This is a genomic window from Streptomyces sp. NPDC002566, from assembly GCF_042889585.1.
In the GTDB taxonomy this organism is placed as follows: Bacteria; Actinomycetota; Actinomycetes; order Streptomycetales; family Streptomycetaceae; genus Streptomyces.
On record NZ_JBIARD010000002.1, the window covers coordinates 357,557 to 383,225 of the forward strand.

A 25,669-nucleotide genomic window follows, 5' to 3' on the forward strand; every position below is an offset into this window, starting at 1 on the left:
GGGGCGGCCCGGTCACCTGATGTGCCGGGCGAGCTTGGTCACGGTATTGAGGAGGTGTTCGAGGGGGCCGCGCCGGGAGACGCGGCTCCAGGCCCACGCCAGGAGCATGGCGACGGCGACGAAGCCCAGCAGCACAAGTGTCGCGGGGAGGTCCGAGTCGTCGACGCCGAGGACGCGGATGGCGACGATGTGCAGCACGTACGCGCTCAGGGACATCGCGCCGACCGCGCACACCGGCGTCGTCAGACGCGTCAGGCGTGGCATGCGGGCGGCGAGGACGAGGCACAGCCCGAGGACTGCCAGGGCGACGCCGGTGTTGCCGACCAGGGACGCGGTCGTCTGGCTGTGCGGCGCCGCCACCAGCAGCCAGGACGGGGCGTGTTCGACCGGATCGCCCACGGCGTCGGACCACCAGGCCGACGACGCCGAGCCGCCGTCCGAGGCCGCGGCGATCGCGGCGGTGGCGTGCGGCACGAGACGCAGGGCGAGCCAGGAGCCTCCGTAGCCGAGCACGGCGAGTGCCACGCCCGTCAACGCCAGGCCCCTGAGGACGGCGGTTCGGGTGAGGTCGAGACGGGCGACGGCCATGCCCGCGATCATGAAGGGCACCCAGGTCAGGACCGGGTACGCGCCGGTGAACAGGAGGTCGAGCAGGCCGTCCGTGCCGGTGATCCGCGCCAGCGGGTCCCACTCGATGACGGTGTCGGACCAGCTTCCCTCGTCGATCGCCTGCTGGATCACGTACAGCGCCTGGGGCAGGACGAGCGCGCCGGCGGCCGCGACGGCGGCCAGCGTCCTCGCCCGCAGCCGGCACAGCGGGAGAACGAGGAGGAAGGTGAGCCCGTAGTAAGCGAGGATCACGTCGATCGAGGTGCCCAGTGCGGCCAGGGCGAAGCCGATGAGGATCAGGACGAGCGCCCGCAGGACGACCCGGCCCGCCGCCTGCCGGCCCGGGCGGCCGGTCACCGGCTGGGGGCGGCCCGTGAGGATCACGAGGGAGAAGCCCGCGAGGACGGCGAACAGGGCGGACGACCGGCCCCGCGCCGCCTCCATCAGGAAACCCGTCGGCCCGCCCTCCGAAGGCTCCGGGCCGACATGGGCGGCGTACATCCCGAACATCGCCAGCCCGCGGGCCAGATCGACGCCGATCAGCCGCCGGGCCGACGGCTGAGTGCGGACCGGGCGGGTGCGACGGTCCCTCTCCCCGCCCCGGTCGTAACGCCTGGTCTCCCCGCCCCGGGTGGGACGGCCTGTCTTCCCGGTCGGCGGCGCGGACACCGCGACACGGGGTGCGGGCGAGGGGACGTCGCAGGCCATATCTACTTAGACTGTGCATTCCTCCTGTTGATGCACAACCCTCATGTTTCCTGACATTCCGTGCCGACCGGCGGGGGCCGCCCCGGTCACCCGGCGGGCCCCGTGCGAGCCCCGAGGAAGGGAGCCGCAGGTGATCCGGGTGCTGGTGGTCGACGACGAGGCCCTGATCCGTACCGGGTTCACGCACATCCTCGACGCGGCCGGCGACATCGCCGTCGTGGCGGCGGTGCCCGGCGGTCTGGCGGTCCGGACGGCCGAGGAGAAGCAGCCCGACGTGGTGCTCCTCGACATCAGGATGCCCGACGTCGACGGCCTCACGGTCCTCGCCGACCTGTGCGGGCTGCCGCACCCGCCGGTGGTCGCCATGCTCACCACGTTCGGCATGGACGAGTACGTGTCGACGGCTCTGCGCTCGGGCGCCGCGGGCTTCCTGCTCAAGGACACCGATCCCGAACAGCTCGCGCCCATGGTCCGCACCCTGGCCGAGGGCGGGGTCGTCCTGTCGCCCAAGGTCACGCGGACCGTCGTGGACGGCTTCCTGGACCACGAGACGAGCGAGCCCGCCTCCCGCGCCGTCGCGCGGCTGACCGACCGGGAGCGCGCCGTCCTGGTCCTCGTCGCCGAGGGGCTGTCCAACGGCCGCATCGGCGCGCGGATGCATCTCAGCGCCGGCACCGTGAAGGACCACGTCAGCGCCATCCTCACCAAGCTGCGGGTGGACAGCCGTGTCCAGGCGGCGCTGCTCGCCGAACGCGCGGGCCTGCTGAAGCTGCCGCGGGAGGGGGACAGGTGATGCCCTCACGTGCCGTCGCCGTCTCCGCGCTGCTCGACGGGGCGCTGATCGTGGCCGCGCTGCTGGACGTATGGGTCAACGTCGAGCCGACGGAGCGGCTGGCCCTGGCCTGCGGGCTGCTCGCCGCCGCGGCACTCGCGCTGCGCCGCCGGCTGCCCCTGCTCACGTTCGCGCTGACCCTGCCCGCCTCCCTGGTCACCGACGCGGTGTTCGCCACGCTGGTCGCGCTCTACACGGTCGCCTCGCAGACGCGCCGGCGTTCGGTGCTGGTCGGCTGCGCGGTCGCGTTCACGATCAGCGACGTCCTGCCCTGGCACTGGCCGCCGTCCCTGAAGGCGATCCCCATCTCCGACAGCTTTCTGCTCATCAGCCTGGGGTACACCCTGGCCACGGCGGCGGCTCTGGTGTTCCTCGGCCAGCTCGTCCAGACCCGGCGGGAGCTGACCGTGCGGCTCGCCGAGGTGTCCGAGGCGCGGGAGAACGAACGGCTGCTGACCGCCCAGTCGCTGCTGGCGGCGGAACGCGCCCAGCTCGCCCGCGAGATGCACGACGTGGTGTCCCACCAGGTCAGCCTGATCGCGGTACAGGCAGGGGCGCTCCAGATGGGCGCCCGGGACGCCGAGGTCAGAGAGACGGCTGGTGCGATCCGGCGCCTGAGCGTACGGACCCTCGACGAGCTGCGGCACATGGTCGGGGTGCTGCGCGCCGCCGGCAACCGCCCGACCGAGCTGACCCCCCAGCCGTCCCTGGCAGACCTGCCGCGCCTGGTGAGCGGCAGCGGCATCGAGACCGAGCTGCGGGCCGACCTGCCCGAAGGGCTCCCGCCGACCGTCCAGCGGGCGGTGTACCGCACGGTGCAGGAGGCGCTGACCAACGTCCGCAAGCACGCTCCTGGAGCGACGGCCACAGTTCACGCCGGGCTCCGGAACGGGGACGTCCGCGTCACCGTCACCAACACGGCCCCCACCAGGCCCGCCATCCCCCTGCCCGGCTCCCACCAGGGTCTGGTCGGTCTGCGTCAGCGAGCCGAACTCCTGGGCGGCACCCTCACGCACGGCCCCACAGCCGACGGCGGCTACTCGGTGAGCCTGGACATCCCGGCGGACGGGGCGTGAAGCCCGGGGCCGCTGTGCGCACGGGCGACGCCAAGAGCCGGGAGCGGCTCGCGTAACGTCTGCCCCTGTCGGGGTCCGTCACGCGGGCCGTCGCGTGCGTCGAGGGAGTGGGGCATGAGCCGGCCGGCCACAGCAGGGGCTCCGGGCGAGTTGCGTCGTGGGCTCGGGGTGACCGACGCCGTGATCGTCGGTCTGGGGGCGATGATCGGCGCTGGCATCTTCGCGGCCCTGGGGCCGGCCGCGCGGGCCGCCGGGTCCGGGCTGCTCATCGGGCTGGCGCTGGCCGCCGTGGTGGCGTACTGCAACGCCACCTCCTCCGCCCGGCTCGCCGCCCGCTACCCGGCCTCGGGCGGCACGTACGTGTACGGGCGCGAGCGCCTCGGCGCGTTCTGGGGCTGGCTCGCCGGGTGGGCGTTCGTCGTCGGCAAGACCGCGTCCTGCGCGGCCACGGCGCTCACCGTCGGCTCGTACCTGTGGCCGGGGCAGGCACACGCCGTCGCGGTCGCCGCGGTGGTGGCGCTGACCGCGGTGAACTACCGGGGGGTGCAGAAGTCCGCGCTGCTCACCCGGGTGATCGTGGCCGTGGTGCTGGCGGTGCTCGCGGCGGTCGCCGTCGCCACCCTCACCTCGGGCACGGCGGACGCGGCCCGGCTGGAGGTCGGCTCGGACGCCACCCCCGGCGGGGTGCTCCAAGCGGCGGGCCTGCTGTTCTTCGCGTTCGCCGGGTACGCGCGGATCGCGACGCTGGGCGAGGAGGTGCGCGACCCGGAACGCACCATCCCCAGGGCCGTTCCGCTCGCGCTCGGCATCGCCCTGGCCGTCTACGCCGTCGTCGCCGTCGCCGTCCTGTCGGTGCTCGGCCCGCAGGGGCTGGCGCTGTCCGAGGCGCCGTTGTCGGACGCGGTCCGGGCGGCGGGCGCGGAATGGCTGGTCCCGGTGGTGCGGGTCGGGGCGGCCGTGGCCGCGCTCGGGTCGCTGCTGGCGCTGATCCTCGGTGTCTCGCGCACCACGCTGGCCATGGCCCGGGACCGTCACCTGCCGCACGCGCTGGCCGCGGTTCACCCGCGGTTCAAGGTGCCGCACCGGGCCGAGCTGCTGGTGGGCGCGGTGGTGGCGGTGGTGGCCGCGACGGTGGACCTGCGCGGGGCGATCGGCTTCTCCTCCTTCGGGGTGCTCGCCTACTACGCGATCGCCAACGCCTCCGCCTGGACGCTCACCGAGCCCGACGGCCGGAACCGGCCGCACGGGCGGCGCCGGCTGGTCCCGGCCGTCGGACTGGCGGGCTGTCTGGTGCTGGCCTTCGCCCTGCCCCTCTCGTCGGTGCTCTCGGGCGCGGCGGTACTCGCCTTCGGCGCGGCCGCCTACGGCATCCGCCGGGCGGTGACGGCCCGTCGGCCGTAACCCGGGTGAACTGCCGTTACCTGGGGGAAGTGGTGAGAGGACTCGCCTCCTTGGCCGAACAGTTCGGGTCCTTGATCGGTAGCCGTCCGGTGCAAAGAATCGGCTGATTGATCGGTGAAGGATTGTTTGGGGTCGGAGGCCGACGGGGACCCGCAGCGCATGCCGTCGGGGCGCCGAAGCTCCGCGTGGCGGGCCGACGGCCCGACCCACCGTTCCACCCGATCCGGGTGAACGGCCCGGAGAGGCGGGAGCCACCGAGCCCGTCGTAGCACTTCCGAGCGTCAGGCCCTTTGCGCCGTCTCATCATCGCCGTGCCGCGGTCATGCCGTGACACCGAGGGAAGTCATCATGAAAGCAGCGGTATATGAAGGACCGCGAACGGTCACGGTGAAGGACGTGCCGGACGCGAAGATCGAGCACCCCTGCGACATCATCGTCAAGATCACCACCACCAACATCTGCGGTTCGGACCTGCACATGTACGAGGGCCGCACCTCGTTCGAGTCGGGCCGCACCCTGGGACACGAGAACATGGGCCAGGTCGTGGAGGTCGGCCCGGCCGTGCGCAAGGTCCAGGTCGGCGAGTACGTGGTTCTGCCCTTCAACATCGCCTGCGGCTTCTGCAAGCAGTGCGAGCGGGGGCTGACCAACTACTGCCTGACCATGCAGCCGGAACCGGCCCTCGCCGGAGCCGCCTACGGTTTCGCCGACATGGGCCCCTACCAGGGCGGCCAGGCAGAACTGCTGCGCGTGCCCTACGGCGACTTCAACGCGCTGCGTCTGGGTGAGGACGCCGCCGAGCGGCAGACCGACTACGTGATGCTCGCCGACATCTTCCCCACCGGCTACCACGCCACCGAGATGGCCAACGTCAAGCCGGGTGACCAGACCATCGTCTTCGGGGCCGGCCCCGTCGGGCTGATGGCGGCCTACTCCGCCGTGCTCAAGGGCGCCGGCCGCGTCTGGGTGGCCGACCACCAGCCCGACCGGCTGCGCAAGGCGGAGGAGATCGGGGCCATCCCGATCAACACCGCCGAGCAGAACCCGGCGGAGGTCGTCAAGGAAGCCACCCTCGGTCTGGGCGCCGACAACGGCTGCGAATGCGTCGGCTACCAGGCGCACGACCCCCAGGGACACGAGGACGCCAGCCTCACGCTCAACGGCCTGATCGACTCGGTCAGGTTCACGGGCGACATCGGCGTGGTGGGCGTCTTCCTGCCCCAGGACCCCGGCGGCGAAGAGGCCCAGGGCGAGCTGGAGGCACAGGGCAAAGTGCCGATCGACTTCGGCATGATGTGGTTCAAGGGCCAGCACATGGGGACCGGCCAGGCGCCGGTGAAGAAGTACAACCGGGCGCTGCGGGACCTGATCGCCGGCGGGAAGGCGACGCCGAGCTTCATCGTCTCCCACGAGCTGAGCCTGGACGAGGCCCCCAGTGCCTACGAGCACTTCGACGCCCGTGACGAGGGCTGGACCAAGGTGGTCCTGCATCCCGACGGACACGGCAACGGCCACAAGCAGTGAGAAGACCAGGGCCGTCAACCGCTCCAGCACCGGGCGAACGACGGCCGGCGTCCGGCCCCGGTTTCGGTCGGGGCCGGACGGGGCTTCCCCGCCCGCACCTCCCGCACTGCCGGGCATAGGGCGTTCGGCTGCCTCCGGCATCGCGGCAGCGGCACACCTTCCGTTCACCTCACCGTCCGTTCACCTCACCGCATGTGAGGAGCACTCATGACGACAGACACCCGCTCCACCTCCCGCCTGCGACACGATCCGCTCGTACGTGGCCTCGGCTGGGCCAGTGCGCTCCTGGGCGTGCCCCAGGTCGCCGCCCCCGCGGGCTTCGCCCGGGCCCTGGGCGTGGGCGACGCCCCCAGGCATCGAACGGCCACAACCGCCGTCGGCGTGCGCGAACTGGCGGCGGCGACCGGGCTGCTGGGACGGCCGCATCCCGTCTGGCTGTGGGGCCGCGTCAGTGGCGACCTCATGGATCTGACGATGCTCGCCCGGGCCTTGAAGAACCACGACGGTCGCGGCCTCGGACGCACCGTCGCTGCGACGGCCGCGGTCACCGCCATCACCGCCACGGACGTCTACGCGGCCGTGACCCGCACCCGTAGGAGCGCCTCCATGGAACTGACCGCGGCCACCACCGTCACCCGATCCCCGGACGAGGCGTACACCCTCTGGAAGGATCTGGAGCGGCTGCCGGAATTCATGGTGCACCTGGACGAGGTGCACGTGACCGGCCCGCGCACCAGTCACTGGCGAGCCAGCGCGCCGTTCGGCAAAACAGTCGAATGGGACGCCGAGATCACCCAGGACGTCCCCGGCCAGCTGATCGCGTGGCGGTCGGTGGACGGTGCCGACATCGACAACGCCGGCGAAGCCCGTTTCGTGCCTGCCCCCGGCGGCCGGGGCACGGAGATACGGGTGTCCCTGCGCTACGAACTGCCGGGGGGAGCGCTGGGCAAGGCTGCGGCGCGCTACTTCGGTGAGGAGCCGCACCAGCAGCTGGACGACGACCTTCGCCGCTTCAAGCAGATCGCGGAAACCGGTGAGGTCGTCCGCTCCGACGGCGCCCCCGGTGGCAAGCAGGCCCGGGGCGAGTTCCCGCAGCACCCGGCCCGACCGCTGACCGAGGACGAACTGAAGGAGGCCCTGGCATGAAGGCCAACTGCTGGACGGGACGCAACTCGGTCGAGGTGCAGGACGTCCCCGATCCGTCGATCCTGAACCGCCGCGACGCGATCGTGAAGATCACCTCGACGGCGATCTGCGGCTCCGACCTCCACCTGGTCGACGGCTACGTGCCCACCATGGAGAAGGGCGACATCCTGGGCCATGAGTTCATGGGAGAAGTCGTCGAGGTCGGCTCCGGCATCAGCGACGGCAAAGTGCGCGTCGGCGACCGGGTCGTGGTGCCCTTCCCCATCGCCTGCGGCGCTTGTGCGTCCTGCCGCGCGGAGCTGTACTCGTGCTGCGAGAACAGCAACCCCAACGCCGGCATCTCGGAGAAGATGTTCGGTCATCCCACCTGCGGCATCTACGGGTACTCACATCTCACCGGCGGCTTCGCGGGCGGCCAGGCCGAGTACGCGAGGGTGGTGCTCGCGGACGCCAACGTCCTCAAGATCGAGTCGAACCTGACCGACGAGCAGGTGCTCTTCCTGTCCGACATCCTGCCGACCGGTTACATGGGCGCCGACATGTGCGACATCGAGGAAGGTGACGTCGTCGCCGTCTGGGGTGCCGGTCCTGTCGGCCAGTTCGCCATGGACAGCGCCCGGGTCCTGGGCGCGGAAAAGGTCATCGCCATCGACAAGGAGGACTACCGCCTCGACATGGCCGCCGCCCAGGGCTACACCACCATCAACTTCGAGGACACCGACGTACGGTCCGCCCTCCTCGAACTCACCGGCGGCCGGGGTCCCGACAAGTGCATCGACGCGGTCGGCATGGAGGCCACACACGGCGCCTCCCACGTCCACCTCTACGACCGTGCCAAGCAGGCGGTCCGCTCCGAGACCGACCGGCCGCACGCCCTGCGCCAGGCCATACTGTCCTGCCGCAGCGGCGGCGTGGTGTCGGTCATCGGCGTCTACGGCGGGATGATCGACAAGTTCCCGGCGGGTGCCTGGATGAACAGGTCACTGACTCTGCGGACCGGCCAGTGCCACGTGCAGAAGTACATGAAGCCGCTGCTGGGCCTGATCGAGCAGGGCAAGATCGACCCCACCCGGATCATCACCCACCGGCTGCCCCTGACCGAGGCGCCGACCGGCTACGACCTGTTCAAGAACAAGAAGGACCACTGCGAGAAGGTCGTCCTCAAGCCGTGAGGACCGCGAGGGATCGCGGCACCAGGTCTCGCTGACGCCGACGAGCCGAGCGGGTCCTGCAGAGTGTGGGGCGCAGCGACGATCAGGGCGTCGCTGCGCCCCTCCCGGGTGTTCACCCTGCTCCGGGCGGGTCGGCGCCGGTGCGGGTAAGTCGGCTGTCAGCGTGGTGAGTTCGAGTCGCCGCCAACGGCGATGGCGGCGTGACGCGGATCACGCTGGTTTCAAAACCCGCCGTCCACCCCCGGCGTCTAGGGGGTGTGAGACCGATGAGGAAGGCACCGGGCGAACCGGACGAGGAAGGTCTCGTCCGGTTGGTGGCCAGGGGTGACCGTGCCGCGTTCGACGAGCTGTACCGGCGCACCGCACCATGGCTGGCAGTGCGTCTGCGGCGGCGCTGCGCCGACGAGCAGATCGTCGCCGAGGTGATGCAGGAGACGTACCTCGCGGTGTGGCGTGCGGCGGGCGCCTTCGCCGGAACGGCGGTCGGAGGCAGTGCCGTCGGCTGGTTGTGGACGATCGCGGCGCGCCGTCTCGTCGACGCGTTCCGGCGCAGGGCCCATCACGCGCAGCCGCCGCCCGCCGCGGCCGCGCCTCCCGTGGCGCCTGCCGCGGAGGAGGAGGCATTCGCGGCATCCGTCGACGGTGACGTCGGTGACGCGCTGCGCCGCCTGGCACCCGAACTCAGGCTGGTTCTGCAGGCCATGGTGCTCGACGGGCTGTCCGTCCGGGAGACATCGGTTCTGCTCGGCGTGCCCGAGGGCACGGTGAAGACCCGTGCCCGCCGGGCGCGGATCGCGATGCGGAGGGCCCTGACATGAGCGTGGAACACGCGGAGGACGAGCTCATCGACGCCTACGCGCGCGGTGAAACCGGTCTTGCCGTCGACCAGGTGTGGGCCCTGGAGGCCCATCTGGAAGTGTGCCCCACCTGCCGGGACCGGCTGTCGGCCGCCGCACCCGCCGTCGCGGCACTGGTGGCGGGCGTGTGGTCCGAGCTCGCGCCCCGCGTCGCCGCGACCGCCCCCATGCCGCGACGCCGGCGCTGGTCGGCACGGTGGTCCAGGTGGCTGACCCCCGCGATGGGGCCATGGCTGGCCATGGCCGTGAGCATGACCCTGCTGGCGCTGCTGCTCGACCTGGCCGACAGCCGCACGGGGCTGGGGGACGACCCCCGCCACGTGTCGTTGGTGCTGTTGCTCGCCCCGGTCCTGCCCGTGCTCGGCGTCGCGGCGTCGTGGTCGCGCGGCATCGACCCGGCGTACGAGCTGACGGCCTCGGCGCCCAGGGCCGGACTCCCGCTGCTGCTGCGGCGGACCGCCGCCGTGCTCACCCTGGTCGTGCCCGCCCTGTTCGCCTGCGGGTGGGCGACGGGGGTGACCGTCGCACAGTGGCTGCTGCCCTGCCTGGCCTTCACCGCGATGGCACTGGCGCTCGGCGGTGTCATGGGCGTGACCCGTGCGGTGGTGGTCCTGGCAGCCGCGTGGGTCGCGGTGATCGTGGCGCCGACCCTGGCCACCCACCGTATGACCTTCGCCCTGCAGACGGGTGGTCTGCCCGTGTGGGGGCTGATTCTCACGCTCGGCGTCGGCGTCGTGATCGCCCGCAGGGGCGCCTACTCCGTGCTGGGAGCCCATCAGTGACCATGAGAAGGGGAGTGCCGGTGCCCGCTCTGGACGCGGCCGACATCGCACCGACGTCCTACGCCTGGCAGGTCCGGGCCGTCGGGCTGAGGGTCAGGGTCGGCAGGAAACGGATGGCCGTCGACGGGCTCGACCTGTCGCTGGGAACCGGCGTACACGGGTTGCTCGGGCCCAACGGGGCGGGCAAGACCACCCTCATCCGGGCGCTGGCGACCGTGTTGCGCCCCGCCGGGGGCGCGCTGGAACTGCTCGGCGAGTCCGTCGGCGGTCTGGGCGAGCACCGCGCGCTGCGCCGCCGCATCGGCTACCTGCCGCAGGAGTTCGGGTACTACAAGCGTTTCACCGTCCGCGAGTTCGTCGAGTACATGGCCTGGCTGAAGGAGGTGCCCAAGGGGGACATCCCCGCTGCGGTGCAGCGCGCCGTCGAGCGAGTGGGCCTGGCCGATCGTGCCGACGAGAAGATGAAGGCTCTTTCGGGCGGCATGGTGCGTCGCGTCGGGATAGCCCAAGCCATCGTGAACGACCCGGCGATCCTGCTGCTCGACGAGCCGACGGTCGGCCTGGACCCGGCGCAGCGGCTGCGCTTCCGCGAACTGCTGCAGCGGCTGGGCACGGACACCTGCGTGGTCGTCTCGACGCATCTGGTGGAGGACGTGGCCGCCGCCTGCACCGATGTGGTGCTCTTCGCCGAGGGGCGGCTGGTCTTCAAGGGGACTCCGGACGAGCTGGCCGCCGCGGGCGGACCCGAGCACGTCGGCGACAGTCCGCTGGAGCGCGGCTATTCGGCGCTGCTCCAGGGGCCTGACGGGCAGGGAGGTTCCTGGTGAACACGCGCATCCTGCGCATCGAGCTGAAGCGCTCTCTCGCCCCGTGGGCCGCAGCCGCGGTCCTCACGACGGCGCTGGCCTTCTTGTGCCTCACATCGGGCGGCGACGGGCTGACCGTCGCCGGGTGGACCGACCAGTGGACGTCCATGGCCCTGACGGCCCGCGGGCCGCTCTACTTCATCTGGCCGCTGGCCGGGGGGCTCGGGGCCCTTCAGGGCTTGCGTGAGCGTCGCTCCAAAGCATCGGAACTGATCACCAGCACGCCCCGGCCCGCTTCCCACCGCGCTGCCGTGGTGTCGGGTGCGATGGCGATGGCACTGGCCTCCGCCTATGCGATGGTCGTTCTCGTCGGCGGAGTGCAAGTTCTCGCCGACACCCGCTATACACACGTCGGTTGGCTGCCCATATCGCTGGTCGGGGCACTGACCGCCGTCTCGGGGGCGATGCTGGGCATGGGAGTGGGGCGCACACTGCCGTACCTGCTCACCCCTCCCGCCGTGGCGGTGAGCATGCTGGTCTTCGGAGTGCTCGCGCAGTTGTCGACGGTCAAGGCCGACGCGACGACGGGGCTCACGAGGTGGGAACCGAGCGTGTTCTCGCTGCTGTCGCCGGCTTTGCAGGAGGCGCGCGATGTGCTTCTCACTCTCTCCGTGTCCGTGCACGTCGGTCAGGCGATCTGGCTGACGGGCGTGTCCGCGACCGGCTTCGCGCTGCTCGCCGCGGCAGGCCGGCGCGGCCGGCTCGTCGCGCTGACGCCGGTGCTCGCGGGCACGGTGATCGCCTTCCTCGTTCTCCCCTCCGACCCACGTCAGGTGTACGTCGTCGACGAGGCCGCGGCTCGGCTGGTGTGCGACGGCCCGGTGTGCGTGACCAACACGCACCGGGCACAGCTGAACGCTGTGGCGGGTCCCGGACGGGAGGCGCTGCGTTTGATGAGCGCCGCCCTGGGAGAGCGAGCGCCGAGATCGATTCACGAGGAGACCGCGGTGTGGCCGGACGGCTCCGGGCCGCGCCGGTCGAGCGGGATCGCTCTGTTCGACTTCGAGGATCACGCCGTCGCCGGCGCCCAGGGCACGGACCTCACCAGGGCTCTCATCGCCGGCAGTCTCGTACCGAAGTGCTCCGCGTACGCGGACACGATCAGCAGCAGTGACGTCTCGGCGCAGAGCGTCGCCGCGAGCTGGGTTCTCGGCGAGCCCGAGCCGGTCGGCAACGACATGGCCTACCTCTCGCGCGGCCGGCAGGAGGAAGTCCGCAAGGTGTACGGGGAGTTCAGGCGGCTCCCGCGTGCCGAGCAGCGCTCACGCATCGCCGCGATGTACCTCGACGCGGTCGCGTGCAAGGGGGATCCGTTCGTCACGCTGGGCGGCGGTGCGTCACGATGAGATGGCTGACGTTGTACGCACGCTCCCGTCACGTGCCCGCCTCGCTCACGGCGGTGCTGCTCAGCACGGTGTTCGTCCGGGCCATCACCCAGGGGACGGAGGGCGGTTCCGGCGATGCACGGATGCTTCCGCTCGTTCTCGGCGCGGGCGTGACGGCTGTTTCCGTCGGGCTGAGTGGGCAGGACCCCGCGCTGGACCGGACGGCGGCGATCCGGTGGATGCCCCGCCGAGCGGCGCATGTGCTCCTGGCCGGCACCTTCGTCGGCACGGCGCTGACCGTGGCGCTGGCCGTCAGCCGCGACGCGGTTCCTGCCGAACTCATAGTCCGCGACTGCGCGGGCTTGACAGGGCTGACAGCGCTGGGCGCCGTCGTCCTGGGCGGCCGGTACGCCTGGTCGATGCCGTTCGCCTGGCTCTCGTTCGCGTTCTTCGCCCCTCCGGCGACCGGCGTGCCCATGCAGGTGGTCACGTGGATGCTCCTGCCACCGGACACGGCGGCGGGGACCTGGACGGCGCTGGTCCTCCTGCTCCTCGGCACGACCGCATATGCCCTCACCGGTGCCAAAGGGGGTCGATGATCCGGCAGTTGACGCCCTCCCTCTCCGTCGTCAGGCACGGGGAAGCAACCTTGAAGCAGACCGCGGGGTCTTCCACCGCAAGAGCCGTGAACGGACGGCCGAACGCTGGAGGGTGTGCGCATGAGAAGTGAACCCGATCTCCACCTGATGGTGCCCGACGACTTCGACGATTCCGACGCGGATTCACAAGTGCACCCCGTGGGCAGGAAGTTCTTCTTCGGTTCGCGCATGGCGGAGCCCTTCGAGGAAGCCGCCGAGTGGATCGCGGCGCACGACGTCCGGGTGAGTGACACCGCCTGGGAGATCGCCCCCGCCGGTGAGGAGTTCCAGTACGTCTTGCGCGTGTACTTCACCTTCGAGGACGACGGCAAAGAAGACTGACCGCTGACCCAGGAGGTGCTGCTCGCCGCGTGGGGCGCGGCCGTCGGTGTCGGTCCTCGCAGCGTCGGCGGTCGTGTCATCGGATGTTGTTCAAGACGGACTGTGCCGTCCTGTGCCGCATGGCTTGGAGCTGGACGACCAAGGCGCCCAAGAGGTGCTGGTCCATTGCTCGGACGGCGGCGGGGTCCTCCGTCTTCTTGCGCAGGGCCTCGGCTGAATCGATGTCGCCGGCGTCTTCGTGCAGCATCGCGAGGGTGACCAGCGCCTCGACGGGGAGAGCACGTGGCCCATCGCCTCGTCGGCCGAGGAAGGTGGCCGCTCCCGACGTGTGACGAGCCCCTTCTCCGCTGATGACGCCCAGCCCTTCGGGGCCCAAGCGCTGCATCGTCAGTTCGGACAGCGCACCGGCGTGCCCGGCCAAGGCGGCGCGCCGCAGGAGAGGGTCGGCCCAGGCAGGTTTGTGGACCCGTGCAGCGACGGCGATGTTGTAGAGGTCGTCATGAGTGAGGTGAGTGAGCGAGGCGTCCCAGAACGAGGGGGGAGGACACAGGTCCCCCCGGATGTTGCGACCGTGCTGTTCCAGATAGTCGGCGAGCCGGAACACCGGTCCTGACGGTGGGCCGGGTGGGGTCGGGGGTACGGGGAAGATCATCCCTGACGTCGCTCGGCCCTCAGCCGGTTCGGGCTGGGGACTGCCCGGCAGGCGGTGCTGCGGACGGGTTCTCATCCGGCGCAGCGGCGCCTGCCTGCCGTGGACGGGACGGGCGAGGTCGGCGAGGGCTGCTTCTGCCCAGTCCTCGGTGAGATCGTCGTAGTCCTGGTCGCTGAGATAGTCGATCGCGGCGTCGATCAGGAAGGCGAGCGGAAGGTGGAGTCCCACGCCGAGACGGCGTGCGTCCATCGCGGCTTCCAGCACGGCTCTCACGGCCGGCGTGCCCTGATCGTAGCGGCGCCGGAGTTCGGGGGCTCCGGCGAGATCCTGCGTCACTCTCCCGTGGCCGCGAGCCCTCGTCAGGGCGGCGTGCAGCAGCCGGTCGCCGCTGACCGCGAGAGTGGCGGCTGTGTGCAGCGCCTCCTGGTCGAAGGTCTCCGGGACGGTGACGGTCCGTCCGGCGAGCAGTTCCCGCACCCGGCTGTGCGGATCCGGGGACCGCGGCGAGGGCAGCGCGGTGTACAGGTCCGCGTACTCCGGCCAGAGGGTGCCCAGGACGAGGACCGGGCCCCGCCCGGGTTGCGTGAGGAGGGTGTGGACGGCGGCCGCGATCTGCTCCCCCACGCGGGGGTCACCGAGGTAGTGCTGGGCCTCGTTGAGCCACACCACTGTGCGGGGCCGTACGCGCTCGAGGCCGTCCAATGCCGCGTCCGCCCGGGTGGGGTCGAAGGGGTGCCACAACCGCCAGCCCGGTGCCGCGAGCGACTGCACCGCCTCCCAGCAGGCTCGCGTCTTGCCGGTCGACGACGACCCGACCAGGACCACCATCCGGCTGCGGCCCTGCGCCGCGTCCAGCACCGCTCGAGCGAGGGTCTGGTCGTGGGCCCGCGCGACGTAGCCGGGCAGCACCGCCGTCAGCCCGGCGGACGGGCCCCCGGCCGTCGGCCCCGCAGGGTGGAGCTCCAGGTCGTGAGGGTCCCACTCCCCGATCGGCCTGCCAGGGCCCTGATCCTTCCCGCAGTCGGTACCGGATTCACCGGCGGCGATCCGTCGCAGCTCCAGCAACGGCTCGACCGGCACATTCAGGACATGTGCCAGCGCCGCGACCGTCTCGGCCGAGGGCACAGGTCCGTCGGCCCGCAAGGCCTGTTGCACGGTCGTGCGGCCGCGCCCGGCTCGGGCGGAGAGCTGCGTCTTGGTCAGCCGGGCCCGTGCCAGCCCGTCGGTCAGCCGCCTGCGCAGCTCGGTGAGCGCGGCATCGGGTTCCATCTGGTCGTCGTGCACCTGTCCGCTCCGGCTTGTCCTGTTCGCCGGTGTTCATCTTCGCGCGCCCGCACCGCGGTGAACACCGTTTTCACGACCCTCGGTCAGGTCAACATCCGACTGTCCGCAGGAGATTGCCGTGTCCAGTCCCGCCGTCGTGCTGCTCACCGCCGCGCTGGTCGTCGTGTTCGCGCTGATGGCCGCCGCTGCCGCGGCCAAACTCGCCCGCCTGGACGGCGCCTCGTACCCCGCCGCCCTCATGCGGGCCGCCTCCGCCTTCGCCGCGGTGCTCGCCCTCGCCGCCGCCGTGACGGGCGCACTCGCTCAGATCCTCCCCTGATGCCGGGGCGGGACGCACCGGCCGACGCGAACCGGCGGCCTGCGGGCGGCACGTGCTGTTCGAGGGGAACGACGTCGAGGCGCTGGACGAAGTGGTGACCGAGGAGTTCTCGCCCCACCGCCTGCGCGTCGGCCGGGGGCAGCGCGCGCCCGGCCGCTTCCGCCGTCTGCACCGGCGGGGCCTGGCGCTGTACGAGCTGGGGTGGGGCGCCCCGGTCGAGGTCGCGGCGGGCGAGCTGCCCGACTTCTACAACGTCCATGTCCCGCTCGCCGGTGACGGCACGGTCCGGGTCGCGGGCCGTGAGGTCATGACGCCGTGCTCGGTCGCCGGGCCCGGGACGACGCCGGGAATGTCCCTGTCGGCCGGCGGACACCCTCATCACTGCCGCGTGCCGTACGGCGGGCCATGGCGTACCGCGAGGAAGACGCGGGTGAGCCGGTGTCGGTCGCGGACATGGCCGCTACGGCGCGAGCGCCGCTCATTCGAGGGACCGTCACGGCGGTGCCTGCATCGTGTTTACGGCGGCGTCCCTCAAGACGGCCGGAAGTGAGCGGCCGTCCGCCCCCCCTTCGCCCTCGTGCCCGTCAGGCGCTCGAGCGGGTGACCAGGCGTGTGGGCAGGATCAACGGGGTGGGGTCCTGCCCGTTGATGACCGTGACGAGCATGCGCGCCATCTCCCGGCCGAGAGCTGTGACGGGCTGATGGACAGTGGTGAGGGGCGGATCGGCGACCTGGGCGACGGTCAGGTCGTCGAAGCCCACCACGGCGACATCAGCGGGGACCGCCCGACCGGCCGCACGCAGGCTGCGCAGCGCCCCCGCCGCCATGTTGTCGTTGGCGGCGAACACCGCGTCCAGGCCGGGGGTGTCGGCCAGCAGGACGTCCATGGCAGCAGCTCCGCTGGGCTCGGTGAAGTCCCCCTCCTGCGGCGGCAGTGGATCAAGGCCGGCCGACAGCAGGGCGTCCCGGTAGCCGCGGTATCGGGCGCGTCCGGCCTCGGTGTCCAGACGCCCGCAGATCGCGGCCACGCGAGTCCGGCCGAGCGAGACCAGGTACTCGGTCGCCGCCCGCGCGCCGCCGACGTTGTCGACGTCCACGTACCACCGGGGAACCGAATCCACGGGACGCCCTCCGAACACGACGGGCATCTCCGCCTCCTCGGCCGCAGCGGCCAGCGGATCGCCTTCCCGCAGTGCCATAAGCATGACCCCGTCGGCGCCCCTCGACCGCAAGAGCTCCTCCACCCGCTTGCGGCCCCGCTCGGAAGCGGCCAGGCACAGCATCAGATGCAGGTCGGCCTCCTCCAGTGCCTGTGAGGCCCCCACGATCACCTGGGCGAAGAACGGATCCGCAAAGATCGACGGATCCTCTCCCGAGACGACGAGGGCGGCAGCACCTGTCTGACGCCTGGCCAGAGCCCGGGCGATCGGATGGGCCACGTAGCCGAGTTGCCTGACAGCCCGTTCGACCGCCTCACGTTTGGAGGGGCTGACATGCGGGGCCTTGTTGAGGACGCGGGAGGCCACGGAGCGGGAGACGCCGGCACGTGCGGCCACCTCGTCGAGCGTCGGCTGCCGACGCGGCGCTTCTCCTGCCATGGACCACGCCCCTCTCCCTCATGACACGCCCCTCTCCCCCATCACCGCGCGGGGAACGTCTCACCCAGCGCCACGGCGCCTGCCGCCCGCCACCCGGACCATCGGGTGGGAGCGCTTCCGGTGATCGAGCCCGGAGCCCCGTTCGCGATGTGGAAGTGCGGTTCGTGCAGCGACTCTTGACAGCTCAAATGCCCAGTCACACCATACGGAACACACCCCCGACAAGTTCCAGTGCTGTTGGGACCGCTTCCAGTGGGAGCGCTCCCAGATCTGGCTGCATCACCGCTCTCGAGACACCCCCACCACGAAATCGAGGTTCCGTCATGCGCCGCAGACTCCGCGCCTTGGCAGCGGCTCTCTCCGCTGTGCCGCTGGCACTGGCCGCCGCACCGTCCGCACATGCGGCCGACCCGACCACCATGACCAACGGGTTCTACGCGGACCCCGACTCCAGCGCGAAGAGGTGGGTGGCCGCCAACGCCGGAGACGGCCGAGCCGCAGCGATCAACGCCTCCATAGCCAACACCCCGACGGCTCGCTGGTTCGGCTCATGGAGCGGAACGATCGGCGCCGCGACAGGGGCTTACACGGGTGCGGCGGACCGCGTCGACAAACTGCCGGTCCTTGTCGCCTACAACGTCTACAACCGCGACTACTGCGGCGGGCACTCCGCAGGCGGAGCCGCCTCGCCGTCCGCCTACGCGGCCTGGATCGCTCAGTTCGCCGGGGGGATCGCCAACCGGCCGGCCGTCGTCATCCTCGAGCCGGACTCCCTGGGCGACTACGGGTGCATGACACAGTCGCAGATCGACGAACGCAAGGGCATGCTCTCCGGCGCCCTCGCCCAGTTCAGCCGCCAAGCCCCCAACACCTGGGTCTACATGGACGCCGGCAACCCGCGCTGGGCCGACGCGGCGACCATGGCCAAGCGCCTCCACGAAGCCGGACTCCGCCAGGCCCACGGCTTCTCGCTCAACATCTCCAACTACGTCACCACGGCCGAGAACACCGCTTACGGCAACTCCGTCAACCGTGAACTGAGTTCCCGCTACGGCTACACGAAGCCGTTCGTCGTGGACACCAGCCGCAACGGGAACGGGTCCAACGGCCAGTGGTGCAACCCGTCAGGTCGTCGTATCGGCACCCCCACCCAGCTGGGCGGAGGCGCAGAGATGCTCCTGTGGATCAAGGTGCCGGGCGAGTCCGACGGCAACTGCGGCGTGGGAGCGGGTTCCTCGGCCGGGCAGTTCCTTCCCGAGGTCGCCTACAAGATGGTTTACGGCTACTGATGCCGTTCTGCCGTGGCCCGGCGCGCCCCATCACTGCGACCGGGCCACGGGCACGGGTGCGTCCCGGCGATCACGGCATCGATGTCCCGGGCCGTGCCCCGGACTCCGGGCTCCGGGCTCCGGGCTCCGGGCTCCGGGGCCCGTCAACAGCCGAAGGGGATCTACACGGACCGCAGGTACGGGACCACGACTGCTACCGCGGTCTAGACCTCTTCCTTTTTCGTCGGGCATGCTCGGGTCATGGAGAAAACGCACCTGCCGACCACCGAGGCCGCTGTCATGGCGATCCGTGACATCGCGGCGGAGTTGGAGCTGAGCATGTCGGTCACCGACGACATCGGAGCGGACCAGACGTCGCGCCGTACGTCGGCCGAGCTGTTCACGGCGTTCGATCCCGACGGCTCATTGCCGCACGAGGCGTTCGTGGAGCTGACGGGATCGCCGACGGTGAGCGTCCGGCTCTTTCCCGAGGACGATGCGAAGATCACCGTCGACGGTGTGGAGTTCCATGACGTCCCCCGCGACTCTGTCCCCGCGTTCCTCAGGTCCGTCTACGGCGGACTCGCCACCACGAAGGGGCGGCTGTTTCCGCCCGGCCAATGGCTCATCGTGCCGCTGCCCGGCGACGAGACGTACAGAGAACTGATCGTGGACCCCAACCTGACACCCTGGCTGGCCCGCAGCGCGCGCCGTTAGACTCCGGCCCTGGCGAGGAAGTAGCACGGTCTTCGCCTTGTCGAGGTGCTTTCCGACTCAGGCCGCGGAGCGGCCGTTTGTGGTGATGAAGTCGATCGGCTGGGAGGTGCGGCGCTCCAGGGCGAGGTCCGCGGCGATGCCGCCCATGGCGGGCGAGGGCTTGAAGCCCTGGCCGAAAAAGCCGGCCCGCGGGGCACTTCTCGCTTTCGCGGCCACTCTCGTTCACTGCCTCAGTAGGCGGTTGCCCGTCTCAGGACTGGACGGCCGAGCGCAGCTCAGGCAGGGACAGGACCTCGTCCAGCACGTCGACGTAGAGATCCACGTGCCCGCGACGGAAGGTCATGGGCGGTTTGATCTTCAGTACGTTGTCGTGCACGCCATTGGGGAAGACGATGACGCCTCGCTCTTTCATGAGCTCGGTGACCATGAAGGCCTGCTCAGTGGCCGGCATCTTGGTGGTGCGGTTGCGGACCAGTTCGACGCCGAGGTAGAGCCCTGCGGCCCGTACGTCACCGATGAGCGGTTGGCGCTGCTGGAGCTCGCGCAGCGACTGGGCGAAGTACCCGCCCACGCTCACGGCGTTCTCCCTCAGCCCGTCCTGCTCGACGATGTCGAGCACGGCCTCGCCGATCGCGCAGGAGACCGGGTTGCCGCCGAAGGTGTTGAAGTACTTCATGCCCGTGTCGAACGCGTCGGCGATCTCCCGAGTCGTGACCACCGCCGCGAGGGGATGCCCGTTCCCGAGCGGCTTGCCCATCGTGACGATGTCCGGGACCACTCCCTGGAGCTCGAAACCCCACCAGGGCCCGAGTCGTCCGACGCCGACCTGGACCTCGTCGGAGATGCACAGGGCACCCGCCCGCCTGGCAGCGGTGCGAGCAGCGCGACCTGGCCGACAGCTTCGGCCACGACACCACGCTGCTGAGCAAGAGCGATCTACGTGCCGAGCTGGGCTCCGACTACTACCACGGAGCCCTGCTCGACCCGCTCAGCGCGCACCTTCACGTCGGCAAATACGTCCATGGCCTCGCCGAGGCCGCCGAACGCGCCGGTGCTCAGATCCACGAACGCAACGCCGCCACCGCGCTGCACCGCCTCCCCGAGGGCGGTTTCCTCGTCGAGACCCTGCACGGCACCATCCGTGCCAAGCAGGTCATGGCGGCCACCGACGCCTACACCGACAAGTCGCTGGCCTGGTTCCGCAAGCGGCTGATCAACGTCGGCAGCTTCGTCATCGTCACCGAGCCACTGGGCGAGGAGCGGGCTCGGCGGCTCATCCCCAACAACCGCGTGGTCGTGTCCTCCAAGAACATCGGCCACTACATTCGCGTCACTCCGGACAACCGCCTGGCCTTCGGCGGCCGGGCCCGCTTCCCCCCTCGGACCCCGCCTCGGACGTCAAGAGCGGTGACGTCCTGAAGCGGGAGATGACCGAAATCTTCCCGCAGACGGCCGGGGTGAAGATCGACTATGTATGGGGCGGCATGGTCGGCTTCTCCTACGACCGCGTTCCGCACGCGGGCGAGGACAACGGCCTCTACTACTCCATGGGTTACTGCGGCCACGGCGTCCAGATGGCCACTTACATGGGCCGCGCCATGGCCGAGGTCATGGACGGCCACCCGGAGGCCAACCCTCTGCGCGGCTTCGGCTTCCCCAAGGTGCCGGTGCCGTTCTACAACGGCACCGCCTGGTTCCTGCCCTTCGCCGGGGCGTACTGCAAAGCCAAGGACCGGCTGCTCTGACCCACGAGGTGACTGCAGGTCTGGGACGACGCCGCACGCAGGCTGCGGCCATCAGCGCGACGTACATCGCCCTCAACGGACGTCGTCCGCTGGATCGGCGGTTCTGATCGCTCCGCACGGCCCCGCGCAGGCCACGCCGAATCCCGCGGCAACGCCCGTGTTCGCTCCCTGCAGTCGCGGGCCATTCGAGCATGATGGCAACCCGCGGCGGACAAGGTGTCGCGTAGTCGGTCTCCGCCGTCTGATCGGCGGGCCACCTCGGCTACGTGTGCGGTCCTGACGGCCCCGGCGGCCCAGCGCGCGGCACCGGCGGAACTGATGCCGAGCAGACGAGGAAGGATCGCGGACGGCATCTGTGTGCAGGGATCGACCAGGGCCGCGCATCGTCCGGGCTCGGCAGGAAGCCCGATCTTGCGGAGGCGTCGGCTCGCTGCCCAGTGGCTTGCCGGGCCTCTGAGTCGGAAAGAGCGCGTCGCTCGCGCCGACGCCGCCGTCGACGGTCCGGTGGCCTGATGCCCGTCCTCGGCGGCGGGGTCGGTGTCGCCGGCAGCGGCCCCACCTGCCAGGCAACCGGCTCGGCCAGGGCGGCCGCGCTGCTGTGGCAGACATCCAACAGCGTGGCGGGCAAGCGCGGCCGGGTCCGTCACGATCCGTTGAAGGGGCGCTACGCCACGGAACCTCGCCGTTGCAGGTGACCTTCCGTGCCGCAAGGTCGATACTGCCAGTAGACGGGACGGACGACCGTCTCCCCGGGTGCCCGTCAGCACCTGACGTCCCGTCACTGAAGTCAACAACGAGTCAGCGTCACACCTGCCAGGACCCGCCTCGGACCGCTGCGAAGCGCCGACATCGACAACTGTTCTCACCGCCGGTGACCTGCGAAGACACAGGGTCTGAGCCCTGAGGACAAGCTCGCGAGGAGATACCCATGAGGATGCTGATCAACGTCCCGGAAAGCGTGGTGGCGGACGCGCTGCGCGGTATGGCCGCCGCTCATCCCGACCTGGCCGTCGACGTGGAGAACCGGGTGGTGGTGCGGCGGGACGCGCCCGTGTCCGGGAAGGTGGCGCTGGTGTCGGGCGGCGGCTCGGGGCACGAGCCGTTGCACGGGGGGTTCGTCGGTCCCGGGATGCTCTCGGCGGCCTGTCCCGGGGAGGTCTTCACCTCTCCGGTGCCCGACCAGATGGCGCGGGCTGCGGCCGCGGTGGACAGCGGCGCCGGGGTGTTGTTCGTCGTGAAGAACTACACCGGTGACGTGCTCAACTTCGACATGGCGGCCGAACTCGCCGAGGACGAGGGCATCCAGATCGCGAAGGTGCTCGTCGACGACGACGTCGCCGTGACCGACAGCCTCTACACGGCGGGGCGGCGCGGCACGGGCGCGACGCTGTTCGTGGAGAAGATCGCGGGCGCCGCGGCCGAGGAGGGGCAGCCGCTGGAGCGGGTGGAGTCGATCGCCCGGCAGGTGAACGAGAACTCCCGCAGCTTCGGCGTGGCGCTCAGCGCGTGCACGACGCCCGCCAAGGGCAGCCCCACCTTCGACCTGCCCGAGGGCGAGCTGGAGCTGGGCATCGGCATCCACGGCGAGCCGGGGCGGGAGCGGCGCCCGATGATGACCTCCGGGGAGATCGCCGACTTCGCCGTCCACGCGATCCTGGAGGACATGCCGCCGCGCGACCCGGTCCTCGTGCTGGTCAACGGCATGGGGGCGACGCCGCTGCTGGAGCTGTACGGCTTCAACGCCGAGGTGCAGCGGGTGCTGGGCCAGCGCGGGGTGTCCGTCGCCCGCACGCTCGTCGGCAACTACGTCACGTCCCTCGACATGGCCGGCGCGTCCGTCACCCTGTGCCGGATCGACGAGGAGCTGCTGCGGCTGTGGGACGCGCCGGTGAAGACGCCCGGGTTGCGGTGGGGCATGTGACCGGCGGGCATACGCACCTGAGGCGTGTGCGCGCACCGGGGCGCATGGCCTTCTGACGTACCTACGAGGCAAGGAGTTTCCGTGCTCGACGCCGATTTCTTCCGCCGCTGGATGGCGGTGACGGCCGCGTCCGTCGCACGTGAGGCGGACCGGCTCACGGCTCTCGACTCGCCCATCGGGGACGCCGACCACGGCAGCAACCTCCTGCGGGGCTTCACCGCCGTGGCCGCCGCGCTGGAGAAGGAGGCGCCGGCGACTCCCGGCGCCGTCCTCGTGCTGGCGGGGCGCCAGCTGATCTCCACCGTCGGCGGGGCCTCGGGCCCGCTCTACGGCACGCTGCTGCGGCGGACGGGCAAGGCGCTGGGCGACGCGGCGGAGGTGAGCGAGGAGCAGCTCGCGCAGGCGCTGCGGGAGGGCGTGGACGCGGTGATGCAGCTCGGCGGGGCCGCGCCCGGCGACAAGACCATGATCGACGCGCTGGCGCCCGCTCTGGAGGCGCTCGGTGAGGGCTTCGAGGCCGCCCGTACCGCGGCCGAGCGGGGCGCGGAGGCGACGACGCCCCTCCAGGCACGCAAGGGCAGGGCCAGCTATCTGGGCGAGCGCAGCATCGGGCACCAGGACCCGGGAGCCACCTCGGCGGCGCTGCTCATCGCCGGGCTCGTGGAAGCCGGCGGGGAGTGAGTGGGGTGGGGGACCCGAGGGGCGGCGAGGCGGCTGACGGGCGTGCGGCCGTGGGCGGCGGCAAGCCGGTCGGGATCGTGCTGGTGTCGCACAGCGCGGAAGTGGCCGCATCGGTGGCCGAGTTGGCGCGCGGCCTGGCCGGGGGCGCGAGCGGTGTGCCGGTCGCCCCGGCGGGCGGCAACGAGGCCGGCGGGCTGGGCACGAGCGCGGAGCTGATCTCGGCCGCGGCGGCCTCCGTGGACCGCGGGGCCGGGGTCGCCGTGCTCACCGACCTCGGCAGCGCCGTGCTCACGGTGAAGGCGCTGCTCGCCGAGGGCGGCGAACTGCCCGACGGGACGCGCCTGGTGGACGCGCCGTTCGTGGAGGGCGCGGTGGCCGCGGTCGTCACGGCGGCCACGGGAGCCGGCCTCGACGCGGTGGAGGCGGCGGCCGTCGACGCGTACACCTACCGCAAGGCATGAGGGTGGACGCGTACACCTACCGCAAGGCATGAGGGTGGACGCGTACACCTACCGCAAGGCATGAGGGTGGACGCGTACACCTGTCCGCAAGGCATGAGGGTGGACGCGTACACCTGTCCGCAAGGCATGAGGGTGAGGGGAGCGGCCGCGTCCCGCGTCCGCTCCCCCGTCCCTCACTCCGCGTCCGTCCCGACGAACGCGCGTGCCAGTCGCTCGCCGGTCGTGACGGCGGACGCGTGGCTTTCGATGGGGGTGGCCCGGGAGTTCTTGAAGACGATGTACGTCACGCCGGAGGCCACGCCGCCGGTGCGCGGGTCGGGGTTGACGCCGAGGGCCTGGGCGGTGGCGTAGGACGCCTCGCCGATGATGCCGCTGGGGCCGACGTCGCCGACGACTGCGTACTGCACCCGGTCCTGGTGGACGACGGCCACGACGGAACCGCCGGACACGCCGTGCGCGCGGTAGTCCCAGACGGCGCTGGGGGCGGGCACGACGACGTACGGCAGGTTCTCGGCGCTCAGGTAGCGGCCGTCGGACTGCTGGAACGCCGTGGCGGAGGTGAACGACGGGTCGTTGGCGCTGTTGCAGCGGGTGCCGGCGCGGCCGTCGCAGTCGATGTCCATGTCGGCCTTCCAGAAGACGACGCCGTCGGCGCCGCAGACCGGGATGGTGGCGGCGGCCCCGGCGTCGCTGCGGTAGTTCCCGTGGGAGACGGGGGCGCAGTCGCGTACCCGGGCGAGCAGGTCGGCGGCGGACACGGCGCCCTCGTAGCGCTCGGCCGGGCCTCGCGGGAGGCCGGAGGCCGGTCGGGCGGGGGCGGCGAGGGCGGCGGCCGGGGCCAGCAGGGCGAGGCCGGCGGCGGCCAGCGTCAGGGTGGGGAGGCGCACGATGGGGACCTTCGTTCGGGGGATGATGCGAACACCCGACCTAATGTGGTGTCGGCCGTGCCCGGCGGCCACCCACGTGCGGCCGTCCGGGGCACCCGCCCGCACGGCCGGCACGAGCACCCCGAACTGCGGCGGCGCGCATCCCGGGTGAGCCGTCCGGACGATTCCGCGGGGCCCTGTCACCTGGCCGGGGGCCGCCGGGATGCGCGCCCGGCCCGGGGCACGTTGGCTGCCCCTGAGGCAGCACGGGCGTACCCGACCCTCGGCGGCGCAAGGGATGTACCGCCAACCGTGCCGCCGCCGGAGGACATCCGATGCGCATCTCCCGTCTCCTCGTGCAGGGCGGACTGACCGTTGCGGCCGCCGCCGCGCTCCCGCTCGCCGTGACCGCCCCGCCCGCCGCTGCGCGGGTCTCGGGCATCTCCGTCAGCACGACCGGTTCCACGGTGTCCGTGGTGACCAGCTCGTGCGCCCAGATCAACGGCAGCTGGGGCACGGCGGCGCTGCTGACCAGCGGCCAGTCGAGCTTCGCCCAAGGGCGCCAGGTGGCGCTGTCGGGCACCACCGTCAGCCAGTCCGCCGCCTGGTCCGGTGTCGTGCCGGGCACGTACACGGTCACCGTGGTGTGCGCGAGCGGCTCGACCGCGGGCACCCAGTCGGTGATCGTGTCGACCGCGTCCACGCCGACGATCTCCAGCACCGCCGCCCCGTCGCGGGGCGTCATGGGCGGCATGGGCGGCACCGTCCGCGACTTCGGCCCGGTGACCCTGGTGCTGGGCGGCGCGCTGGCGGGCTCCGGCGTCATCGGCGCGGCCTGGTTCCTGCGCAGCCGCTCGAAGCCGTACCGCTACTGATCAC

At 71.5% G+C, this 25,669-nt stretch carries 26 protein-coding genes and 1 pseudogene; 21 read left to right on the plus strand and 6 right to left on the minus strand.

Annotation, left to right across the window (positions count from 1 at the left end; all coding sequences use genetic code 11):
• Positions 1-12 precede the first annotated feature (12 nt).
• Positions 13-1,317, minus strand: coding sequence for a DUF418 domain-containing protein (locus ACFYXA_RS08825; protein ID WP_389029913.1), 1,305 nt, complete (start codon positions 1,315-1,317; stop codon positions 13-15).
• 130 nt (positions 1,318-1,447) lie between these two features.
• On the opposite strand from ACFYXA_RS08825, the gene ACFYXA_RS08830 reads away from it, so the two are divergent.
• From ACFYXA_RS08830 to ACFYXA_RS08885, 12 genes are all read left to right on the plus strand, one after another.
• On the plus strand, positions 1,448-2,110 hold the full coding sequence (locus ACFYXA_RS08830) for a response regulator (protein WP_389029916.1): 663 nt from the start codon (positions 1,448-1,450) through the stop codon (positions 2,108-2,110).
• Positions 2,110-3,225, plus strand: coding sequence for a sensor histidine kinase (locus ACFYXA_RS08835; RefSeq protein WP_389029919.1), 1,116 nt, complete (start codon positions 2,110-2,112; stop codon positions 3,223-3,225). Before ACFYXA_RS08830 ends, ACFYXA_RS08835 begins: the two co-directional genes overlap by 1 nt.
• Before the next feature lie 114 nt (positions 3,226-3,339).
• The gene (locus ACFYXA_RS08840) at positions 3,340-4,626 is read left to right on the plus strand and encodes an APC family permease (RefSeq protein WP_389029922.1); all 1,287 of its coding nucleotides are present in this window, start codon (positions 3,340-3,342) and stop codon (positions 4,624-4,626) included.
• Between the two features lie 348 nt (positions 4,627-4,974).
• Positions 4,975-6,150 (plus strand): glutathione-independent formaldehyde dehydrogenase, encoded by a 1,176-nt coding sequence (locus ACFYXA_RS08845; protein ID WP_352248424.1) that lies wholly within the window; start codon positions 4,975-4,977, stop codon positions 6,148-6,150.
• A 207-nt stretch (positions 6,151-6,357) separates the two neighbouring features.
• On the plus strand, positions 6,358-7,296 hold the full coding sequence (locus tag ACFYXA_RS08850) for an SRPBCC family protein (RefSeq protein WP_389029926.1): 939 nt from the start codon (positions 6,358-6,360) through the stop codon (positions 7,294-7,296).
• Positions 7,293-8,468 (plus strand): zinc-dependent alcohol dehydrogenase, encoded by a 1,176-nt coding sequence (locus ACFYXA_RS08855; RefSeq protein WP_352248420.1) that lies wholly within the window; start codon positions 7,293-7,295, stop codon positions 8,466-8,468. Before ACFYXA_RS08850 ends, ACFYXA_RS08855 begins: the two co-directional genes overlap by 4 nt.
• Positions 8,469-8,734: 266 nt before the next feature.
• Entirely contained in the window at positions 8,735-9,286 is a 552-nt protein-coding gene (locus tag ACFYXA_RS08860; protein ID WP_352248418.1) for an RNA polymerase sigma factor, read from the plus strand.
• Positions 9,283-10,107: a zf-HC2 domain-containing protein gene (locus ACFYXA_RS08865; protein WP_389029931.1), complete on the plus strand. Its 825-nt coding sequence runs from the start codon at positions 9,283-9,285 to the stop codon at positions 10,105-10,107. The genes ACFYXA_RS08860 and ACFYXA_RS08865 overlap by 4 nt, the downstream gene beginning before the upstream one ends.
• Before the next feature lie 2 nt (positions 10,108-10,109).
• Positions 10,110-10,934, plus strand: coding sequence for an ABC transporter ATP-binding protein (locus ACFYXA_RS08870; RefSeq protein ID WP_389031628.1), 825 nt, complete (start codon positions 10,110-10,112; stop codon positions 10,932-10,934).
• The gene (locus ACFYXA_RS08875; protein WP_389029934.1) at positions 10,931-12,319 is read left to right on the plus strand and encodes a hypothetical protein; all 1,389 of its coding nucleotides are present in this window, start codon (positions 10,931-10,933) and stop codon (positions 12,317-12,319) included. Before ACFYXA_RS08870 ends, ACFYXA_RS08875 begins: the two co-directional genes overlap by 4 nt.
• Entirely contained in the window at positions 12,316-12,897 is a 582-nt protein-coding gene (locus ACFYXA_RS08880; RefSeq protein ID WP_389029936.1) for a hypothetical protein, read from the plus strand. The genes ACFYXA_RS08875 and ACFYXA_RS08880 overlap by 4 nt, the downstream gene beginning before the upstream one ends.
• A gap of 120 nt (positions 12,898-13,017) precedes the next feature.
• Positions 13,018-13,278 (plus strand): hypothetical protein, encoded by a 261-nt coding sequence (locus tag ACFYXA_RS08885; protein ID WP_352248408.1) that lies wholly within the window; start codon positions 13,018-13,020, stop codon positions 13,276-13,278.
• Between the two features lie 76 nt (positions 13,279-13,354).
• Here the strand turns inward: ACFYXA_RS08885 and ACFYXA_RS08890 are convergent, their stop codons facing one another.
• A complete protein-coding gene (locus ACFYXA_RS08890; protein WP_389029938.1) occupies positions 13,355-15,214 on the minus strand; it encodes a helix-turn-helix domain-containing protein in 1,860 nt (619 codons plus the stop codon).
• Positions 15,215-15,332: 118 nt separating this feature from the next.
• Between ACFYXA_RS08890 and ACFYXA_RS08895 the strand changes: the two genes are divergently transcribed.
• On the plus strand, positions 15,333-15,533 hold the full coding sequence (locus ACFYXA_RS08895) for a hypothetical protein (protein ID WP_389029940.1): 201 nt from the start codon (positions 15,333-15,335) through the stop codon (positions 15,531-15,533).
• A 52-nt stretch (positions 15,534-15,585) separates the two neighbouring features.
• Positions 15,586-16,083: a hypothetical protein gene (locus ACFYXA_RS08900; RefSeq protein WP_389029942.1), complete on the plus strand. Its 498-nt coding sequence runs from the start codon at positions 15,586-15,588 to the stop codon at positions 16,081-16,083.
• 34 nt (positions 16,084-16,117) lie between these two features.
• On the opposite strand, the gene ACFYXA_RS08905 is transcribed toward ACFYXA_RS08900, so the two are convergent.
• Positions 16,118-17,131, minus strand: a complete 1,014-nt coding sequence (locus ACFYXA_RS08905; protein WP_389029944.1) for a LacI family DNA-binding transcriptional regulator — start codon at positions 17,129-17,131, stop codon at positions 16,118-16,120.
• 323 nt (positions 17,132-17,454) lie between these two features.
• Here ACFYXA_RS08905 and ACFYXA_RS08910 point away from each other — a divergent pair, with 323 nt between their 5' ends.
• Positions 17,455-18,420: a glycoside hydrolase family 6 protein gene (locus ACFYXA_RS08910; RefSeq protein WP_389029946.1), complete on the plus strand. Its 966-nt coding sequence runs from the start codon at positions 17,455-17,457 to the stop codon at positions 18,418-18,420.
• 240 nt (positions 18,421-18,660) lie between these two features.
• Entirely contained in the window at positions 18,661-19,116 is a 456-nt protein-coding gene (locus ACFYXA_RS08915) for a hypothetical protein (RefSeq protein ID WP_389029948.1), read from the plus strand.
• Between the two features lie 57 nt (positions 19,117-19,173).
• Here ACFYXA_RS08915 and ACFYXA_RS08920 read toward each other — a convergent pair whose 3' ends face one another.
• Together ACFYXA_RS08920 and ACFYXA_RS08925 are read right to left on the minus strand one after the other, a co-directional pair.
• The gene (locus tag ACFYXA_RS08920; protein ID WP_389029950.1) at positions 19,174-19,332 is read right to left on the minus strand and encodes a hypothetical protein; all 159 of its coding nucleotides are present in this window, start codon (positions 19,330-19,332) and stop codon (positions 19,174-19,176) included.
• Positions 19,333-19,366: 34 nt separating this feature from the next.
• Positions 19,367-19,966 carry an aminotransferase class III-fold pyridoxal phosphate-dependent enzyme gene (locus ACFYXA_RS08925; protein WP_389031631.1) on the minus strand — a complete coding sequence of 200 codons (600 nt, stop codon included), beginning with the start codon at positions 19,964-19,966 and terminating at the stop codon, positions 19,367-19,369.
• A gap of 68 nt (positions 19,967-20,034) precedes the next feature.
• On the opposite strand from ACFYXA_RS08925, the pseudogene ACFYXA_RS08930 reads away from it, so the two are divergent.
• From ACFYXA_RS08930 to ACFYXA_RS08945, 4 genes and pseudogenes are all read left to right on the plus strand, one after another.
• Positions 20,035-20,861, plus strand: a pseudogene (locus tag ACFYXA_RS08930) (NAD(P)/FAD-dependent oxidoreductase).
• A gap of 928 nt (positions 20,862-21,789) precedes the next feature.
• Entirely contained in the window at positions 21,790-22,782 is a 993-nt protein-coding gene (dhaK, locus tag ACFYXA_RS08935; protein ID WP_352248396.1) for a dihydroxyacetone kinase subunit DhaK, read from the plus strand.
• 81 nt (positions 22,783-22,863) lie between these two features.
• Positions 22,864-23,463, plus strand: a complete 600-nt coding sequence (gene dhaL, locus ACFYXA_RS08940) for a dihydroxyacetone kinase subunit DhaL (RefSeq protein WP_352248394.1) — start codon at positions 22,864-22,866, stop codon at positions 23,461-23,463.
• A 50-nt stretch (positions 23,464-23,513) separates the two neighbouring features.
• A complete protein-coding gene (locus ACFYXA_RS08945; protein ID WP_389031634.1) occupies positions 23,514-23,924 on the plus strand; it encodes a PTS-dependent dihydroxyacetone kinase phosphotransferase subunit DhaM in 411 nt (136 codons plus the stop codon).
• A 173-nt stretch (positions 23,925-24,097) separates the two neighbouring features.
• Here ACFYXA_RS08945 and ACFYXA_RS08950 read toward each other — a convergent pair whose 3' ends face one another.
• The gene (locus ACFYXA_RS08950) at positions 24,098-24,811 is read right to left on the minus strand and encodes a glycoside hydrolase family 75 protein (RefSeq protein WP_389029954.1); all 714 of its coding nucleotides are present in this window, start codon (positions 24,809-24,811) and stop codon (positions 24,098-24,100) included.
• A 314-nt stretch (positions 24,812-25,125) separates the two neighbouring features.
• Between ACFYXA_RS08950 and ACFYXA_RS08955 the strand changes: the two genes are divergently transcribed.
• Positions 25,126-25,665: a hypothetical protein gene (locus ACFYXA_RS08955; protein WP_351089390.1), complete on the plus strand. Its 540-nt coding sequence runs from the start codon at positions 25,126-25,128 to the stop codon at positions 25,663-25,665.
• Positions 25,666-25,669 lie beyond the last annotated feature (4 nt).

Coding starts and splice junctions, on each gene's coding strand:
- ACFYXA_RS08825 (WP_389029913.1), bottom strand. CDS start 1,317: ATGGCCTGCGACGTCCCCTCGCCCGCACCCCGTGTCGCGGTGTCCGCG.
- ACFYXA_RS08860 (WP_352248418.1), top strand. CDS start 8,735: ATGAGGAAGGCACCGGGCGAACCGGACGAGGAAGGTCTCGTCCGGTTG.
- ACFYXA_RS08855 (WP_352248420.1), top strand. CDS start 7,293: ATGAAGGCCAACTGCTGGACGGGACGCAACTCGGTCGAGGTGCAGGAC.
- ACFYXA_RS08905 (WP_389029944.1), bottom strand. CDS start 17,131: ATGGCAGGAGAAGCGCCGCGTCGGCAGCCGACGCTCGACGAGGTGGCC.
- ACFYXA_RS08865 (WP_389029931.1), top strand. CDS start 9,283: ATGAGCGTGGAACACGCGGAGGACGAGCTCATCGACGCCTACGCGCGC.
- ACFYXA_RS08870 (WP_389031628.1), top strand. CDS start 10,110: ATGAGAAGGGGAGTGCCGGTGCCCGCTCTGGACGCGGCCGACATCGCA.
- ACFYXA_RS08955 (WP_351089390.1), top strand. CDS start 25,126: ATGCGCATCTCCCGTCTCCTCGTGCAGGGCGGACTGACCGTTGCGGCC.
- ACFYXA_RS08915 (WP_389029948.1), top strand. CDS start 18,661: ATGGAGAAAACGCACCTGCCGACCACCGAGGCCGCTGTCATGGCGATC.
- ACFYXA_RS08885 (WP_352248408.1), top strand. CDS start 13,018: ATGAGAAGTGAACCCGATCTCCACCTGATGGTGCCCGACGACTTCGAC.
- ACFYXA_RS08850 (WP_389029926.1), top strand. CDS start 6,358: ATGACGACAGACACCCGCTCCACCTCCCGCCTGCGACACGATCCGCTC.
- ACFYXA_RS08845 (WP_352248424.1), top strand. CDS start 4,975: ATGAAAGCAGCGGTATATGAAGGACCGCGAACGGTCACGGTGAAGGAC.
- ACFYXA_RS08910 (WP_389029946.1), top strand. CDS start 17,455: ATGCGCCGCAGACTCCGCGCCTTGGCAGCGGCTCTCTCCGCTGTGCCG.
- ACFYXA_RS08835 (WP_389029919.1), top strand. CDS start 2,110: ATGCCCTCACGTGCCGTCGCCGTCTCCGCGCTGCTCGACGGGGCGCTG.
- ACFYXA_RS08840 (WP_389029922.1), top strand. CDS start 3,340: ATGAGCCGGCCGGCCACAGCAGGGGCTCCGGGCGAGTTGCGTCGTGGG.
- dhaK (WP_352248396.1), top strand. CDS start 21,790: ATGAGGATGCTGATCAACGTCCCGGAAAGCGTGGTGGCGGACGCGCTG.
- ACFYXA_RS08880 (WP_389029936.1), top strand. CDS start 12,316: ATGAGATGGCTGACGTTGTACGCACGCTCCCGTCACGTGCCCGCCTCG.